Genomic DNA, 19,420 nt, shown 5'->3' with positions numbered 1-19,420 from the left:
CCTCGCACAAGTTCCTTGAGTTCGCTCTTGATCGCAGCCTCGTTTAGTTGTACAATTTTCTCGGACATGGTTTGCTCTCTCCTTTCGAATGGTGGTGTCGCAACTTCATTCTACCAGAGATCTGCAAACCATGTCTCTTTTTATTTGCTTTTCAATTTGCGAAACTTATTGTACCTTATCTAGGATTGTACGGAACGAACGCCAACCTCATTCTGAATCATTAAAGCAGTAAGAGTATCGCCGTCGATTAAAGATATATTTTTCTCGGTCTGCTGAATGGAAAAATCACGAGCGGATTTTGTAAATGTCGAGGTAGTAATGAAGACACCTTTTTTCACGCCCCCAGCCATCATTGCACCAGCGAAGGCTTGAAGTTCAGGTCTACCAATGCTTTGACTAGAGGCATAGCGCTTAGCTTGGACATATATTTTGTCAAGTCCTAGAGCGTCTTCATTAATGATGCCATCAATTCCTCCGTCATGTGACTTTCCTACAACCATACCGGAGTCTTGACTATATCCGTAACCAAGCTTCAAGAGCAAGCGGACAACCAGTTCTTCGAAAAAGGCAGGGGGATTGTTCAGAATTGCCTCAATGAGTTGCTTCTGGGTTTCCCTGAGATGTTGCTTGTGTAATTTTGCAATTTTCTCAACTGGAAGAAGATCCGCAGAAGCAGTATCAACTTGCTCGGTGCATTCTGCTTTATTGCCTGACGTTGGAGTGCTTGAATTATTCGTGATCAATCTGTAGATAGCCTTGCTGCTTTTGCCAGAAGGTTGAGCGATAGCAAAATACTTTACTGGATGAGCAGAGGGAAAATCCAATCCTTCGCAATGCTTTCTTAATTCGTGATTCACGATGTTGTTTGGCGTAGGTGTGTTGAACGAATACATCTTCCGTGCAAGAATCTGGTCTGTCAATTCTCGACAGGTTAATCCGCTAGGAGTCTCTTGTAAAAGTTGTTTAATAGCCTCTAATACAGTCATATTCCGTTCTCCTATAAAATCGACAAATCAAAAATCTTGTAAGCCAAGGATTCAAGAAAGCATTGTCTTTCTGTGTATTTTTCTTTGCTCCAACAGTCATACTTTACTAAATCACGCGTAATTCTATAAGATGAACTGTTATATGTTCGTTTTTTATCTTGATACGACTTGCTGTCTAAGTCGGTGTTACTTTTTTCCCGAGGAGCGTTAGATTTCCTAAATGATGCTTGTAGGGCTCCATATCTTCATCTAGCGTGTCTTTTTTTGCTCCTTTAGGATAGATGTGTTCAATGGAAAGCTTTTCCGGGTTGATATTTACCGCATCATCCAGAGAGCTATCATTTGAAAAATCATTTTCCACATCTTCAACAAAGAATATTTCTAGCAAATACAACAAGTGCGTTTCTGTAACATGATTTCTTTTGTTTGCATAGATTTGCTTAGACATATACTCCCTAAGAATATCCATACAGTGACCATCTTTTTCCTTTGCCCATAGTTTTTTTGCAAAAGCAGAATAATTAAAGCCATCTTGTTGCCTGAATTTTGCAGCAGCTTGATTATATGCATCTGCAAAATTATTTTCATCGAGTTGACAAATTTTAATATAGGCAAAATAAAACCGGTCAATTAAATCGACTGTTCTATAGAAGTCATCATATGCCATTTGACGCTCTTTCTCGGTTGCTATTCTACAGCGTACTGCCATGCTCAAAAGCACAGGAATAGCCTTAGAATGTCGCAAACGACATACAAGTTCTTTAAGCCGACTTTTTTGCCATTCTGGACGCTCATCTTCTGAGAATGGCCACTCACCTGATTTTATTTTTCTGCAAACAGCAACATCCTCTTTTAAGGTCTTTATTTTGTCAAGAAGAGCATCCATTTCTGCATCATTTACATGCCGTTTCTGGGCTTCTGTAAAATAATTACTTAAGTACTGATGAAACAGTGAAGGATTTTTCTCGGGAGCTTTTCCGACAACCGAAATATAACACCATTCAAGAATGTTGTTGGTCTGCTTTTCATCGTCTGATAAAATATCATCCCAGCATTGCTCGGCGGCTTGTTGTTTTTCTGCATCATCCTTTAGTGCTTCAAGCGTTTTTGCGCGGAGAAGTTCTCCGTTTGTGAGAAGCCTACCGCGGTCATTGACTGTCTGAAATAGTGCAAACATATACTCGGTAGGATCGCTGGTTACGGTGATAAGATGCATCCTATTAGTTAACGCATATAAGATATCTTCCAGATACTTCAGTTTTTGATTGTCATCTTTCCCGCTCGATTTCTCACAAAGAAAAGAATCAATGGCATCTAGAGCACCCTTCATTTTTATATGAGAAACCGTATCCAATGGGTTAATATCTACGCCTGAGAAGCTTGTATAGTGCTCAATGATATCTTCCCAATAGCGGTGATCTTTTCTAGAAAGTAATAATCGGGGTGATTTTTCGAAGAAGATAATGGTGTTAATTGAATCCATTATCTTTTCTACACGGCCTTGTAATGAACGGTTAAGCTTCATTATAGCGTGTGCGTGTTTGTAAATCACGATACATGCCATCATGAAGGTTATTAAACGCTGTTGACCATCAATTACTTCAAATTTTATTTCAGTCCCTTGCTGTTTTTCTTCCGCATGGCGGAGAATGATTTGACCAAGAAAGTGCTGATAAGGGTCACCTTCAAGCTTCTCAATTTCATAGCAGTCACTTAAGTCTGTCAAAAATTGTGTAACGTGGGGCTCAATATCCCATGCGTATGAACGCTGAAAGTTAGGGATATAATAAATGGCATTTTCCTTTTCTTCAAACAATTCATGAAAGGTCGCATTGGCTGGATTAATTGTTGGTTTAACTTCTTTTGTATGGGTAATCATTGTGCACCTCTTAGAATCTTACCTTCAGTTTCCCCATAAGCTTTTTCTCTTTAAGCCATGCAGTAACATCCGACGTAAGATCAGCAACTGTAGCTTGCTGAGACGATACCTTTTTCAGGAAGCTTTCAATCTTAGGGCCAACAGAAAAACTGTCAGTTATCTTTTTTGCCTCAGCAACATCTGCCACCAATTTGCTGATGGACTTTATTGAGGGATCGCTGTCAACGGTCTTGTTAATACCTTCGACCAGATCTTTGGCCTGCTTTGGATTATCCGTCAGGTTTCCAATCATGGAAAGGTAACCGGTCGAGCCTTTAGCATAATTAGATGCGGCATCTTTCCAAACAACTTTGATTGATGAAGCAATTGCGTCGCCTTTGGATTGGAGCAGTTTTACAGTAGCCAAAGATAACTGTTCTTCAGAGTCCGGAGATACGCCATTACCGCACGAGTCAATGCAAGTAAGCAGATCGGCACGTACATCTTCTACTAGTATTGGATCAGCCACAATCCCTTGAGTTTGCATTTCAATAGCGCATTTTAACGTTCCTTCAATACTTTTGGCAGTTTGGTCAAGCTGTGTAAGAGCTTTGAAATAAGATTCAGCCTTTGACTTATTATCGGTTGCATTCCTCCGCAGTTTAATGGCGGTTGTACTTTTTTGTATTGTCTCACTCAGTAACATTGGATACCTCCATTGCTTCTACGAATTCATATAGGTTCTTCATTGTTTCAAGAGCAGCTTCGGAAAGCTCATCAATCCCATCAATGCCGCCAATTTTAGCGAGTTCTTTCTTTGCAGTCGCTTCTTCCTTCTCTGCCATACGGGCGATGGATTGGAAATCGCGTAAGTAATCAGCAAGAATATGGAGTGCATTTCCGGAATATGCTGCTAGTTTCCGTGCATTTGATTCCTGTTTATCAGCCTTTTCCAGGACCTCAATGCATTTTAATATCCTTTTTGCAGTATCAATGGGGGCAGCCTCATATTTTGTACGGATATCATTGCTTCCAATAATTCCATTCGCAGCAAATACAGAGAAAAGAGTCTGAATGGAATTTAAGGTCTGCAGCAGATTCTCCTCATTGATGCTTCCTACATATTCTTCAATTTTGGATGTTACTTCTTTTGATTTCTCTTGCTCGGCTAAGACAACCTTGGATACACTTGGATATAGTTTTTTGAGTAAAGCTGCCTGGTTATACAAAAGATGCTTTTCTGGGATATTTGCGGGTAACTCAGATTCGATATCCCATTTGCAATCCTTTAACTTCTCGAGAATACTTAGAAGCTCATCTGTTCTGATGCAAGATGCACTTTTGGTATCAACCGCATAGTGAACAGCGCCTTGCGTTGTTGCTACTGACCTACAGAGCAATGTGCGAGCACTATCAAACTCAGACTTTCGATTCTGAACGAACTGAATCAAGTCATTCCATTCTTTGGTTTCACGCTTGTTTTTCTCATCATCTTTGAAGGTAAAATCGGACATAAGTGAATGCAGCATAGAATAATTGTCTGTATTATCTAACTTACATCCGAAGATTCGCGCCTTGAGATACTGAAGAGTCATGCACCATTCGATGACCGGCAGCGTAGGCCCATCAACTTTAGAAGCTGTAACGCGCTCAATTATTGAGTCTTTTTCGCTTTCAAGCCATGTGACAAGTCTTTGCTGATAATATGCAGCTCCCTCGAAATCCCAACCTTTTGCGTATTTGAGTTCATTAAGCGCGAGCAATGCATCACGGCTCAATGTACTTCTATCCATCAGAACAATAGCCTTTTCTTCATTTAGAGGCGTACTCTGATCGGTAATGAAGTAGACGCCTAAATCTGCTAAACGTTCCTCCGCAATGTAAGCCGGAATTCCAATATCTTGCCAGTTAATAGCGCCACCCTGAGTAGCTGCACCTTTAATCAGGTCTCTAAGCCATGACCTATAATCAGCATCAAACTTTAATGGATCATTCTTGGTGAACCATCCATTAATATCGTCCTTGTATTTCTGATAGCTCTTGGTTGCTTCATCTACCCTCTTGGGCGGTTCTGGTTTAGGTGGTTCTTTTGCTTTGGTTGACTGCCCACCAGCTGAAGTGGATGTTTCGATTTTCAGATCTCCGATTCCTTCGAACGCATCCAATCCGATATCAGAAAAGAATTTCTTGTTAATTCCGCCAAAACGAATGGTGCCATCCTTTTCTTTAATACCAGAAGCAGAACCATCACCCCATAATGCAAATATTGCTTTCAAGCGGCTACGATCTTCGAGAGAAAGAGATTCAATTCGATCAATAGCAGAACTGTGAGGGTCTCTGCTCATCTGAACATTTGCTGGATTCATAGGGAAGTACCATCCATCCCCGTATATTTTTCCATCAAAGTATTCCTTTAACTGGGCACGTAATACTTCCTTCAGGAACATTCGGGGACTTTTAACCGGCAAACTTTCGTAAAGAGCAACGATAGAGGTTTTGTTAAATGGGTAAATGGTTGTTTCTTTACTGCCAATTTTTACGGTATCCCATTCACATGGTGGAGTAAATGTATTAATTGGCAAGTCTTCAAAATTTGCACCTTGAGTATTCCAAGCTCGCAGTATTTCCGGATCACAGTAAATAGAATTTATATAACGTCCGGCCATCTGAGTTAAGAAATCAGCAGTGCCGAAGGAGTCGTCGGTTACGCTAATCTGATGAGTTACGCGGTCTGTGAAATTATCACGGAACTGGTCATAATAGTCGTTTGTAATTCCGATAATAGAGGTTACACGGCAAAGATCTGCGTAGTCGCCACCGTGCTCGGTCGATAAAACGGTAATTAACTCAGAATCAATGCCAGTAAATCCCGTAAAGTCCTCAATAAACAAGGTGAGATTTTTTCCTTGTTTCTTCAAATCTTTTCTAAGCTGTTCAAATACAGCTTTTGTGCTTTCGCTTGAGATATCAGCACAACGTTTTACGACTTCACTTGTAAAGCGGTTGAGGTAGTTTACGAGCTTATGGATTTCATCTTTTTCGCCCTTGATCGTTGAAGCAAAATCGGAAGCTTGCGGATCACCTTGCTTAATTACTGCGGTTATAATTTTGCGAACATCAAAATCCTCATCTGTGAACACTTCGGTGGTTTTGAGTACCTGATTGCTAGGGGCCGTAATGACCGTATAACATCTTGAAATAGCTCCGCCTTCACGGAGTAAGTGATCTTTTACACGGCTATCGGACAGATAACTGGCGATATCTCGGCATATTACTGGTTTATAGGTGTCCCCAGTCTGATCATTGCTAACCGCAGCAATATAAGAATATAAGATATCCGTTAAGAAAGCTGCCTCATCTTTAGAGTCAGAAGAATCGATAAATTTCTTTATTTTCTGACTTACGGCAGGATCTTTGATGACATCCTGTTCAATTAACTGAGAGAAAACACCACGAACCGAGTTGTTTAAACGACGGAGAAAAATCAGCTGTTCTGTTGCCGGGTTGTATACCGTTGCAGGGCTATTTTCAAGTTTAGCCTTTAGAAAACGAATAAGGTGTGATTTACCAGTACCGTTGTCACCTCGAACAATAATCATTCGATGGTCATTTTCTGGATTACAGATCAGGCGAGAGAATACTTCTTCTTCACTGAACATTTTTGGCGCACTTTGAGTACGTCCACCTTCATATACAGCTAACTGAGAGAAGGGCATATGAGTTGCCATAAAGTAGGCGTCTTCAGTTGCCATATCGTCGGTCTTTATGGCATAACGTTCCATTACGGATTTATATTGTTCCCACCTCATTTTGCGACCTCCTTCCTGACTGTAATATGTGAGAAATCATTTATCGGATCACCATCGACAGAATAAAGGAAAATTCGATTTGAATCACGCCACGTTTCAAGTTTAATTAGGCCTAACTCGTGAAGAGTTCGCAGGCCTGCTGAAAACGCAAGCGGTAGCTTTCCGGACATGTCTACTTCCGGCATTTTGGTGGATATCCAGGTGATGAAATCTGTTGCACGAATAGCTTCGTCATAGTTGAATTTATCGGCAAAAGTTGTGGCCAATACATCTTCTATACGGATCTTCATATTAGGAATAATCATAGTTCCACTAAGGTATCCAAATCCTAAAAATGAAGCCCAGAAACGCCAGCCAAGAGCTGCGTTTTCACTCATGCTTGATAACTCAGGAACCTCGGAACCACAGATTTTTGCCATTGTTTCCCATGTCTTTAACGGGAAAATATCCTCGTTTTTGGAAATAATCCACTTGGTGAAGAGGTGGAATGTAGTATCTTTTTTAAGTAGAACCGTGTTGCCAATATACCGTCGAAAGTTTACTGGTGAAGCGATGACCTGCGAATCAACAGCCAGCTCCAACTGGTTATCCTTTGTTTTTACAATATTCAATTCTTCTAAAGCAACAGCTATAGACTTATTGATCTGATCGACTTCTTTGTCTCCATTTTGTCCCAATGTCATAGCTCGTCGAAGCTCTTCATGGGTCATACTTTTTTGAGCAATTAATCTGCAAACAGACAAAACACGCTCAGGCGTTGGTTCCATACGCATGCCATCCGGATTTGTTTTAAACATAGGACCTCCTTAGAATTTGCTCAGTGGAATTGTGTAACCATCCACGCATTCCCTCAGCGCTTTTCCGTTGCTCATTACAAGAGCATTTTCATTAGAATACAAGACACATTTATAGCCAAGCGCTTGTAGCTTTTTTGCGTTCTTGAATAACGTAGATTTCGAAAAATTGTCGCCATCTAAAACACATACCATGCCATTCGCAAAAAGATATGGGCAGTGACTGGAAGCAAAATAGAATTCTTCATAATTCATAACCATAGCGTCACTGCTTACATTAGGAAGTAATTCCTGGGGAGCTACAAATACGCCAATTTCATTTGCGTTGGACTTTTCAGCCAAGGCAATCACTTCAGCTTCAACACAAGGACCTGAATTTTCTCTGCGGACAATCATTTCATTGAAAGATCCTATATTTCGTGATAACTTCCGGCTGGCTTTGGTGGGAATCAGCTGAATATCTGGATTTGTCCGAAGTTTGAAAACGTCATCTGTGGTGATTCTGCCTTCAGGATCAGCGGGGCATCCATTACACACTTCTCTTGATAACGGATATAAGTGTTTAAAAATTCTACCCCAACATCTCGAATTCGGTGATGCCACTAACTCGCTGATAATTCGATAACCTGCCATCTGCATTTGATACTCGATTTCTCTCGGCTCTTTGAGGCAAATAGCAAGTCTTTCAGCATCTGAGAGGTCATCTATGCGAAGCAATTTCACTTTGACAGAGTATGCCTTTTTTTCTTGAATGTAATTTGCGTCTAAAAGATCAATGAAACCAGTTCTATAAAGAAACAGTAAAAGGTTGATATTCCAGGCCACATTTCGGTTTCCAGCATATTCGGCTTCTTCATCGGTCATAGATGTAGGTGGAGTAGAGGTGTCCAGTACGCACTCGTCAGCATCAATCATTGCTGAAGGACTATGAAGCATACTATTCCATCTAATTACTGCACGTTCAACAGTAAGAACTCTTTTATTAACCAGGCCTAAGGCGCGTCTGACATCTCCTTCGCCGTCATATCTGTTCTGATATGGCATAAACAGACTTATGGATGGGAGTCTATCGCGACCACCACGACCTACCTCCTGATAGAAACGACTAAGGTTTTCAGGACAGCATGCATGGATGATAGTTCTTACATCAGGTTTGTCTACACCGATTCCGAAAGCAGAAGTGGCAAGTACAATATCGTATTCCTGATTTTTCCAACCGGAAAGGATTGTATCGCGATCTTTTTCCTTCGTTTCTCCAGTGAATACCGGGGTGTTCAAGAAGCCTTCATTCTTGAGCTTTTTCTGCAAGTCAACAGCCTCACGTGGTTCTAAGACATAAACAACCATAGGCTTTGGCAAAAGCTTGATTGCTTCAATTGTTTTTTTATCCTGTTCGGCTTTTGATTTTGTTGATTGGAAATAGAAACGTGGTTCTTGCCTAAGTGCATCACAGCGAACCTGTTTGTTTTTTCCTTCCGAGCCAAACAATTTGAATAATGTTTCTACGACATCATCAGATAGAGTGGCTGAAAGTAGGATGGTTTTAAGTGTGCAATTCGAAGCATTTCTCCATTTTCGCAAAGCAATGGAGAAAATTTGAAAGTCAGGGCGGAAGAACACACCCCAGTCAGGAACGACGTGCGCTTCATCTATTACAACATTTTTTAAGAAACCACTCTGTGCGGATGATTCCAACAATTTGTATAATTCGGAATTCTTAAATATCGCCTCCGGGGAAGTGAATAGAATTCTAGTCTTTTTTTCTTTAATTGCTTTGATTATTGCAACTCGGTTTTCGCTAGTTTGATCGCCACGATAGCAATAGATTTCAGCGGAATCATTCAAGTTGTTTTGAGCAGCATGGTATTGGTCTAAAGCCAATGCCACCGTAGGCACTATAACCAAGGTCATTCCATCACTTGCACTGGAAAGCATCTGTGTTACAAGACTTTTTCCGCCGCCTGTAGGTTGTGAAACCAAAAGGGTATATCCATCTGGAAGATTTAAGGCAGTGTGCACGGCTAACTTTTGTTCAAAACTTTTGTATTGGCTAAAAATGGTGTGCTTTTTCAATAAATTATCGCCAACAGATGTACGTTCAGGCTCAATGCTTTCATCTTGTTTTAAGGCATACACATCTTGAATGTAAGAGGAGGGGGATAACCAAGACGGCGTTCTGAGATCACAGGAAATCTGATTGTCATTTTCTGTTCGAAAGCCCATCTCATTTCCGGTTTCTTTGATTATCTTGTAAAGCCTGTCGTTTACTTTGATTCTGCCAAGGATCAGAGACAGATCCCTAACGTTTAAGCAAATGTCCATAGACGACGCATTGCCAGAAAGATATTGGCGATAACGTTTGATAAAGCCAATTACATATCGAGCTTTTGCTGATTCTTTCAACGCATTCGGAGCTGATGAGGTCGATATAAGCTTATTTAATTCAGCAATTGCACTTCCAGACTGAATTGCACCCATCATGTACTGTCGAAGGATTTCTTTACTATCCATTTGTTCTCACCCGTAAAAAGCACACAGCGTCCAATTCAGGCTTAGCATTCTTCAACGCCCGGAATGTTGCCTGAAATATTTCTTTCTTCTGATCAACAATTGCTGTATCACGCTCGAAATACAGGCATTCTGCACGATGCCCATTTAATACTCTTTGCATCTCAGCACGAGCTGCGGCAAGGTTGGAATCTGTTGCGATTACTTTTTCTGCTTTCTTATATGCTGTTTTAGCAATACTATCAACTAGTGGTTCCCACGCACTTGGAGGTGTTCTGGAAATGAAAGTTTCCAACGAGGACATCATTCCTTTATAAGAACTACGATGTCCAATATGGCGAGCTTCACTTAATCTTATATCGAGTAACTTCTTAATAACGGTTTCGTCTGGAATTTCTCTACTTTTCTGGGTAAGAGGAGTGCAAATCATAATTTGTTCCAGCGGGAGATACATACGATACTGTGATAGCGTTTGCAAGTCAATCTTATTCTCGAGTAATTCATCAAGGGGTGGCACGACATTGAAGATAAAAACAGCACCATCGTAATTGAAAGCCCCTGTAGTTTCGATTGCTGTACATCTCCCTCTGCTACAACCGACAGCATTAGTGATAATAGAATCATATACAGAGTCGCCAGGAGCAAAAAACAAAACGTCTTCGCGAACGGCTGCAGTTTTTCTGTTAAATGTTCCTAGTATTTTTCGCTCTCTCCGCATCATGGATGAATTGGTATATACAGACCAATCAGGAGGGATGAATAAAGACTGTTTAGCTGCATTTACACTAAAAGAAGCGCTTCTGAATTCAATTAGTCCAGTATTAGTCGGAGGTTGTGCAGATAATCCGGCTTGATGACCCCATCCCATCATTGCAGTTGCGAAGATATTGGTATCCTCAGATGCATATAGATTCAGAACATTTTCAATTCCCTGAGCCATAGGGCGATATAATGTTGCACCAAGATCAAAATCTTGCTCGTCTTCAACGCTTTCGCGCATTTCTTCTGCCTGATCTAAGATTTCATCAAAGGCATTTGTTAGTCCAGTGTTGTAGTCATCGAGGAGCGCATCAACAATAAGACTGTTAAGCTCACCAGTAATGATTTCAAGTCCGCTAAGAGACTGCTCGAACAGTTTCATTCCATTTTTCCAAATATTGAAAAGCTGCTCTTCAACTGTTTCTGTAGAGTACAAAACAACCGACTTGACATCCATTTTCGGATCTCTTCCTAAACGGTCAAGGCGGCCGATTCTCTGCTCAAGTGCATTGGCACTCCAAGGCATATCCAAATGTAAAATCTGAGAAGCGTTTTGGAAGTTTCTTCCTTCACCACCGGTTTCATCACATATAATAACGCGGCAATCTGGGTCGTTTTGGAATGAGTAGACACTATCTTCGAGCGCTTCGCGAGACATACCTTTTCCAAAGGCTACCGCATAGATTTCAGTATCTTTGTAGTAGTCATTGAATAAGCTTATGAAGGCGTTCAGCGTAGCATTAAAACCTGTAAAAATAACAAGTTTGAAGCCCGAATCATCCAAAATAGGGGTTTCTTGATCGATATAATTAAGAGCGTGCATTAAACGACCTTTTATTAGATCAGGATCTTCTGCTAATGCTACAGAAACCAGAGAATGCTCATTCTCGGCTTGTTGTTTCCAAGCAGCCACGCTGTCATGGAGAATGCGGTCCCTAATTTTTAGAGTGGAAAGCATTTCTTCAAACGCCCAGGGGCTACTAAAGAGCGCAGAAAGCAGAGGGATTGCTGTTTCAACAACATATTCCTCATCATCGTCGCCATTTTCAGACAAATAGGCCAAGGTGTTTTGAATGGCGGCAATCTCATTATAGTTTTCATTGGCCGAAAGAGGCGTGTACGGGATTTCACATAAGGTACGCTTGGCCATTTTTTCAGTAATCAACTGACGACGATTGCGGATTACTCTACGCTCAACTCGATAATTCTCGCAAATATAAGCCAGAGCTTGTTTTATCAAATCCAGTCCTTCGTCTTCCGAATTTAGATCGACAGAGGAGACTAGTTTCTTCAGCGCGTTGTCTTCCAACGTGTCAGCTATCTCTGTCAGCTTGTCAAGGATTATCTCTTTGTACTCGTTGTATCGATCCAAACGTCCAAGCTGCTGATTAACAGACTTTTGTATGCGCTGCTGCTTTTTCACCATCCATGAGAAACGTTCTGGCGTCATTTCTTCGTATTGTTCAGGGTTAAGCAATGCAAGCAAACGACGATATTCTTCATTTCTATCCTGTATAGGGGTAGCAGAAAGAAGCAAAATATGCTTGACTCTACGACTTAAAGACTGCACATGGTGATACCATTCTTCTTGAGACAGCAGTCGGTGTGTTTCATCGACAATTGCCAAATCCCATGGCGCCATTAATGCCACGCGAGAATTCGATACTTCTTCCATGGGGATAATGCAGATCTGGGACATAGGAGAATTAATCTGCGCTTCCATGCCGAATTTGTAATGCAGTTCGTTTTTCCATTGAGTCGCTAATGCACCAGGGACAATCAGGAGTGTGCGAAGCTTTTTGTTTTCACTTGCCAATATGCTGAGAATGGAGCAGGCTTCAACAGTTTTTCCAAGACCAACTTCGTCGGCCAGCATATATCGAACTGGCATTGTTTCAAAGCATCGTGCAACTGTGCTGATCTGATGAGGCATTAAAAATGCTCGGCATCCAGCGAGAACACTAAATCCATAGGTTGCATTATTTACTAAATGCAGATTGCGACTTACTTTAAGATGGTTTAAAAACCAAGTCGGATTTTGGAATTCATAATTGCGAAACTGTTTTACTGGAGAGTAATTCATCTGAGAATACTCAATTTTTAAGGCGGTTTCGCATTCTTTTATGACTTTACCATTAGGGAGTTTTATCCAATACCAATAAGGCTGATCCTCACTGTACGGTTCAGCTGCACGAGCGAGAATAGTTCCACGTCCGTGGGTAGATTCAACCACCCCGCCCGGAATTGCTTCACAACGGGTAACGGCATCAGCTCGAAAAACATTGTGAACAAAGATGTTGCTGTAATATTCTCCGCTACCGAGAAGATCATGCATTTTTACTTTAATCGCATCAGCCAGCTCATTGTATTCAATTACCTGGGCAAGAACGAAGAAACGAGGGAATTCATCATCGCCTTCTTCGATTACGATAGGGCATCGGTAATAACATCCTTTTATCATGTAAGATCTCTCCTTTGAAGTTTCCCCGCTGGAATGTGGAAAGCGTCTGCTTCTTACTCACCGACGAGGAATGGCTCCATGCACATTCCTCGATGGACACAATAAGTGCACCAATCAGAAGGAATGGCAGTTTTATCTGTGCTTATTGTTTGATTGACATAGTCTCGAGCTTCCGATCTTAAAGCGTCTGCAAGTGGTTGCTGTGCAGGCTGCGGATTTTGTGGCGGAAGCTTATGGAGTGAATATTCCTTTTTAGGCCATGAAGTTGTTGCGAGTGAATCGAATTTGGCATAAGGATTTTTAATTTCCACTTCCGAAATATCGATAATATACTTTGCTAAACCGAACTGTTTTCGAATCTGCATGTGGTTGTGATCAAAAGCAGTAACGATTGTCCCTCGACTTTTATTAATCACTTCATGAAGTAAATAGTTATATGCTCTATGTTCCAGATCGTGTATTTCTGTAGCTTTCCAGAATTTGAAGTATTCCTTCAGTTTTTCGCCTTCATCTCTCACAAACTGATTTAAGTGCTGCGCCGCAGTTGTGCAGGGCTGCTTTTCAATTCTTTTCCACACAGCTTCAATCAAAAGATTTTCGAACTGCTTTTGGTACAAGAAGCTCCCCTGAACTACTGGCGAGTTCTCTGTGACATAATCCAAGAAAAACTTATATGGGCATAAATACATATCCATCATCTGGAATGCATCGTACTTAATTCCTTTTGTTTTTTCTTGCCCAATGTTAATGGACATCGGAATTGATGCGGACGGAGATTCAATTGGTTCCACGGTAGGTTCTTTAAAACCAAGAATTGATAACAGTGCATACGGTTCCGTTTCTTCTTCGCCGTATTGTTTAACGTAACTGATTCTTACATCACACCTATTGAAGCAAAGACCATAGAACAAAGCATATCTAAGGAAATTACTTCTTTCTCCCAACGCGGTGTAATACACCTGAAACTGAAGATCCACTGGAGCGTAGGCCACACGGATAAATTCATTTGTTAGTGGCCAAGGGAGCTGGTCATTTACCGACATGTTCATATCTCTGTCGGACACACATCCGAAGTGGTAAGTTTTGGCCTGTTCCTGTTCAAATTGATGTTTGCTTTGAAGAATGTCACCATCAATCTGTTCGAAGTTCTTTACAATCCAGTCTACGGCAGGTTCCTCGGTTTCTTTTTGTTTCAGATAATAATACAGGCCTTCTCTCAGATCTCTAAATGTTCCAGAAAACTCCGACTTGTCAGGTCTAATTTGGCTAAGTCGTAATTGCAAAGCATTGATTAACTCTCGCTCTTTTGATGTTGCCAGTGAGAGTTCTCTTTGCTTAAGAAATTCCTCTAAATTTTGGAAGTGACTGCCAAAATCAATGTAGTCTCTACGATCGGATTTTTGATCAAATAGATACCTGGCTATCTCGTTGATTTCCTCTATTGCTTTAATCAATGCAAGGATATCTTTTTCGGGCACCTTGTATTTGTTATAAACAGAAAGTGTACGGAGTCCGGTATTGCCGCTGGATGCCGAATTGATTTTCCTGTAATTATTCAAGAACTTGTCGGCGATTTCAGAACGGAACTCTTCATAAGTACTGATATTTTCAAAAAGAATCTCAATGGAATAGAACGTTCTAAGCAGGACTTCTCCCGGAGCAGCATTCAGAATCTTTGAAGACAAGCATTCTTTTAGTGCGGGGATATCAATGCATATAGCCTGTCTCTCGTAATCCCATAACTTATAAATGGCCGAAAAGAACTGACCAATTGGATATGCCAAAAAATGACGATCCTGAGAAAACTCCGGATGATAAATTCGGAGCAGTGTGTGAACGTCCTTGTTGGCTGTATAAACTTGTTCTGTCATAGCATTCAGAACTTTTGCATTGCTTAGCGTCATACTGCCTCTGATTTGAACAGGCGCTTTTTCATAACAACGATGTTTGGCGTCTTCAACATGAGTAGAGACAAAATGTGCATACTCCGTAATGTTTGCAAATTCCCTCAGCTGAATACTCTTGTATAGTTGACGCCATTGAGATAAAAGTGCTCTGTTGACAGAGGCCCTATTTTCGCAAATTTCACCGAGAGCACAAGCAAGAGCATTGCTTGGGTTTTGCATTGTAGGCATCTGATATTCAGCGATGGCAGTATCGTGTTGGATAGGGACTCCAAAACAACTGTAGATGTCGTTCCAAGAAGAGTAAATCTTTGAATATTTTTTCTGGTAATTAAACAGGAAAATTATATTTACTCCTTGCTTGTCCAAATCCAAAAGCAGTCGTAATTGAACTGGAGTAAATTGATGAATTCCATGAACAACTATGCTTGTAAAATCTTGCTTTCCAATCAATTCAGCTGCCCGCTCGCAACGCTTCTTTTCACGTTCTGGACCGCGACAGTCGTCGATTTCTTTTTTTGCAAGAGCTATGAGAACTCCTTTGATTTTCGACAGATTAGGAGTCTCAGGGAATTTAAAAATGCCGTTATTCTGGACACTGCGTAAAATCTCGACAAATAGCTGCTGCTCGGTATTTCCTTGGGAACCATCAATCGACTGTGCAGGGATATCTAACTCGATAAACAGTCTCAAGGCTTCAAGAAAATGCTTTTGATTTTGCATAAGAGCAAGAAGAAACTGATTATCAATAGTCACATTTCCAATCTGTTTTCCAAGAAGACGGCTATAGATAGATGTCAATCGGCTATATTGCTGAACACGAAGATTGATATTATCTGTCCAGGACTTGTATATATCCTCATGCTGCACAAAATCATCAAAAGCGCAAATAAGTCCTTTGATTTCATCACCATAAATATCTTTAAGGCCGTTTACAAGAGTTCTTGCAGAACAAAAATGTGGCAAGGAAGATACTTCGGCCCAAAAATCAGTCTTATCTAATTGATATGGATCTTCATATGTATAGATTTTGAATGACATTTTTAATCCTCCTTGTTGATGAGGTTTTGCCAAGAAAGAGCATTCTTGCCCTCAAGTTCAATCCAAGAAAAAGATCTGATTGCACGAGTCATGGCTACATAGAGAATTCTGGTCTCTTCTCGGCTCTTCTCTGCCTTCTCAACGGCGTTGTCAAAATATAGGTTTTGGATAGTGCTGCCGGTTTCACCGATACTCAGGCTGTAGCCGATATGATACTGCCCATTTTCTTTTGCAACACTAACATGCAGCTGGGAAGACTTGATTCGATCAATAGGAGCAGAACAAAACGGCATAATCACATGACCGTATTCCAGGCCTTTAGATTTGTGTACTGTTATACAGTGAATTGAGTCTGCGTCACTGCTTTCAGAAGGAATTCTGCTGTCAACAGACACCTGTGCAATTATGCTGTTATATAGCTGCTCTCGAAGTGTGTTTATAGTGAGTCGATCCACATTGCATGCATTGATCAACTGCTCAAACAGTAGATCTACATTGAGCTGGTAATAGTGCTGTTTTGTGGTATCGTCAGGGGCATAATTCTTCCAGGGCTCCAGCCTTGCGTAAATTGACCGAATTGCTTGCAATACGGGTTTGGTTCGTAAACTCTCTACAACCAGTTCCCAACTTTTTTCTGGATCTTCTGTATTGGACAACATAGGATTAAGACACTTGATAAGATAGTTTACCTGCTCATGTTCATCTGCTTTTGCACGCCAACCGCCTGTTCGAATTTTCATGCGAATTTCAAACAGATTCGATTTCGGTATATCCAAATTAAAAAAGTTCGAAACAGCGAGATTATATAAATATTCTGCTTGATCATAGTTAACAAGCGCATTTATAAGAGTCATCATATCAAGCGCAGGCTGGGACATATACAAATCACCACCAGTATTCGTTTGAATGTTGGTAATGCCCAGCTTTGCACATTCTTTTCTGACCATTTCGGCTTGCCAATTTTCGCGGACTAAAATAGCAATGCTTCTTTCTTCAGGAGAGAGTTTTGCTCCATTTTGCTTTTCATAAGCAATCCAGCGCTGGATACGTTTGATTTCTTCAACCAAAGCAGGGATTCTTTTCGCCTCATCCTGAACAGAAAGCCTTCTATAAAATCTATTAGTATTGGAAGCAAGGTAAGAATTGTAGTCCTTGGTTCCAATAAGCCTATCACTGCGAGACATCGATACTTGATATGCAAGCAGTCTATCTGCTCGAGCTCCCCAATTTGAGAAGGAACGATCGAAAATGTTCAACAAGGTTGAATCCGTTCGATAGTTCCGCTGAAGAGAGAAGTCCAACCACTTTTCAGGATGTTCTTCAATTCCAAGTTGATTGAAGGCTTCTTCTTCAGCACCACGGAATCTGTAAATGCACTGCTTAATGTCACCGACAACAAACAGCTTGTAATCAAGATATTCGGCAATTTTTAAGAGTGATTCAATCTGGGAATCATCCGTGTCCTGAAACTCATCAACAAACATAAACTGTTGTGCGTTTTTATCTTGCTTCAGTTCGCGAATACGCTTTTCGCTTTCCGGTGCACTAATAAAACGGCTCAACATCGACATCATCATACTAAGATGGACCTTGTTATCTTCTTGAAGCTCTTTCAAATATTCCCGCTCGACTTGAGGGATTACTGCTGCGAGCAATTCATGAAGAGCAGTATGTGAATCATCAGAGGACAGAGACCCGAAATCTGCTGCAGAAATTTCAGCAACATTTACGCTCTTATTATGTAGCTTCCCAATAAAGTCCAAAATATTATCTCTGATGGCATAAACTGGCATGCCGAGCATCTGACCATATTGTGCACTACCATATTTTCTGGCATTTTTGCGAATTTCTGAGTCGAGGATATCTGAAATCTTACGACGACGATTATATTCACTCGAAGTGATGCCAAGGTCAACTCCATATCCGAAGGATGTACCCAACTGAGAAATCAATTGTTTGGCATAAGAGTGGATAGTGCTGATTTGCATGGAATCAACGCGAGAAATAATGCTGAGATACTCAGAATTAGAGGTGAGTAAATAGCAATTACGGAAATACTTTTTTAATTTGCGTTCCATTTGATCGGCAGCTTCATTTGTGAAGGTAATCATCACGATTCTGTCAGCCATTTTTTGAAGGGTGACATTCTGGGTATAGCAAACAAACGCAATACGTGAAATCATAGTGTAGGTTTTTCCTGTACCTGCACCTGCGCGTATTACGATATTTTTATTGGCATCTGCATGTTCGACGAGGTATTGCTCAACGTTAAATGAACTAATACCGGAAAGAGTTTTTAGTGCAGAAATTTGCTGTTCTGTAACACAGCCATTTGAAATCTTAATGGTCGGAATGTTTGTGACCTGGCTGGTAATACACAAAGTGATATGAAAGGCCTTGAAGTCTTTTGCTGCATCGGTGAGCACAGGAATACTTGCGCTCGAATTCTCGAAGGCGTATTCGAGATTCTCCCCGTTTCGAATTATTCCTCGTGATAGGAGTGCTGAATCAACCGCTGCAGCCAAAGCGTGCAGCTGAGAGCCATCAGAGAAAACGCCGTATATTTTACAACCCGCAAGATATTCAGTCACCAAATCATCTAAGTCTTGGCGAGTAAACGACTCATTCGGAGACATATATATAAATCTGGAGTAATCATGCTGATGAAAATCTATATTTGTTATTGAACTTTCACTATCGTTATCTTCGGACAGGTCGATTCCAGTTTCAAACAGATTTCTGACTTCAAGCATTGTTCTCTTGTCGAATGGATCTCGTTTCCATGTAGCCACTTCGCGCAACGCCTGGTCAAGTTTTGCAAAAAAGGCGGTGTTGTCTTCCAAATCTTCTTTAAGAAGGGTAAATCGCTCTTCCATAACAACATCAAGTCGGTTTGCGTGGTAGAAACTCTTTGATACCTGAGGAAGACATACTAGCTGGCAAACCAAAGGGAATTTGTCAATGCTTTGTCTTAAGTGGCGTTCGAGAGAAAAACGATAACCTCTTGCCTGTTTTTGAGGAGAAGAATGTATTTCACCATTTTCCGTTTGAACTACAACATATTCATTGTTTTCAACACGGAGAATGTTTTCTTCGCGCCAGCCTTTAAGCTCTACAACCAGAATTCCTTTTCCGGGCATAAGAATACACACATCAAACTCACGGCCAAAAAGCTGGCGGTTCCAGTAGATGATGTGGTTGTTATCTAAATATTGACAGGCTTTTGATACGAACAGTTTTTCTCCAAAATTTCCTTCGTTCGCACCACCAATTAATCTGGCCATAACACAACCTCGGTTC

8 protein-coding genes and 1 pseudogene are annotated in these 19,420 nt (G+C 40.9%); all 9 read right to left on the bottom strand.

Going from position 1 to position 19,420, the window contains the following annotated elements; genetic code table 11:
- Positions 1–179: 179 nt before the first annotated feature.
- A complete protein-coding gene (locus H9X84_RS10165) occupies positions 180–986 on the bottom strand; it encodes a restriction endonuclease (protein ID WP_205134181.1) in 807 nt (268 codons plus the stop codon).
- Between the two features lie 11 nt (positions 987–997).
- Positions 998–2,865, bottom strand: a pseudogene (locus H9X84_RS10155) (DUF262 domain-containing protein).
- A 10-nt stretch (positions 2,866–2,875) separates the two neighbouring features.
- Positions 2,876–3,550, bottom strand: a complete 675-nt coding sequence (locus tag H9X84_RS10150; RefSeq protein ID WP_205134183.1) for a hypothetical protein — start codon at positions 3,548–3,550, stop codon at positions 2,876–2,878.
- Positions 3,537–6,653, bottom strand: a complete 3,117-nt coding sequence (locus H9X84_RS10145; RefSeq protein WP_205134184.1) for a hypothetical protein — start codon at positions 6,651–6,653, stop codon at positions 3,537–3,539. Before H9X84_RS10145 ends, H9X84_RS10150 begins: the two co-directional genes overlap by 14 nt.
- Entirely contained in the window at positions 6,650–7,450 is an 801-nt protein-coding gene (locus H9X84_RS10140; RefSeq protein ID WP_205134185.1) for a hypothetical protein, read from the bottom strand. Before H9X84_RS10140 ends, H9X84_RS10145 begins: the two co-directional genes overlap by 4 nt.
- A gap of 9 nt (positions 7,451–7,459) precedes the next feature.
- Positions 7,460–9,958, bottom strand: a complete 2,499-nt coding sequence (locus tag H9X84_RS10135; protein WP_205134186.1) for a helicase-related protein — start codon at positions 9,956–9,958, stop codon at positions 7,460–7,462.
- Positions 9,951–13,175, bottom strand: coding sequence for an SNF2-related protein (locus H9X84_RS10130; RefSeq protein ID WP_205134187.1), 3,225 nt, complete (start codon positions 13,173–13,175; stop codon positions 9,951–9,953). The genes H9X84_RS10135 and H9X84_RS10130 overlap by 8 nt, the downstream gene beginning before the upstream one ends.
- Before the next feature lie 53 nt (positions 13,176–13,228).
- Positions 13,229–16,120 (bottom strand): hypothetical protein, encoded by a 2,892-nt coding sequence (locus H9X84_RS10125; RefSeq protein ID WP_205134188.1) that lies wholly within the window; start codon positions 16,118–16,120, stop codon positions 13,229–13,231.
- Between the two features lie 2 nt (positions 16,121–16,122).
- Positions 16,123–19,404 carry a UvrD-helicase domain-containing protein gene (locus tag H9X84_RS10120; RefSeq protein ID WP_205134189.1) on the bottom strand — a complete coding sequence of 1,094 codons (3,282 nt, stop codon included), beginning with the start codon at positions 19,402–19,404 and terminating at the stop codon, positions 16,123–16,125.
- Positions 19,405–19,420: the final 16 nt, after the last annotated feature.

This window comes from Anaerotignum lactatifermentans, assembly GCF_016902535.1.
GTDB classification, from domain to species: domain Bacteria; phylum Bacillota; class Clostridia; order Lachnospirales; family Anaerotignaceae; genus Anaerotignum; species Anaerotignum lactatifermentans_A.
This window is presented reverse-complemented; position numbering and strand designations above follow the sequence as displayed.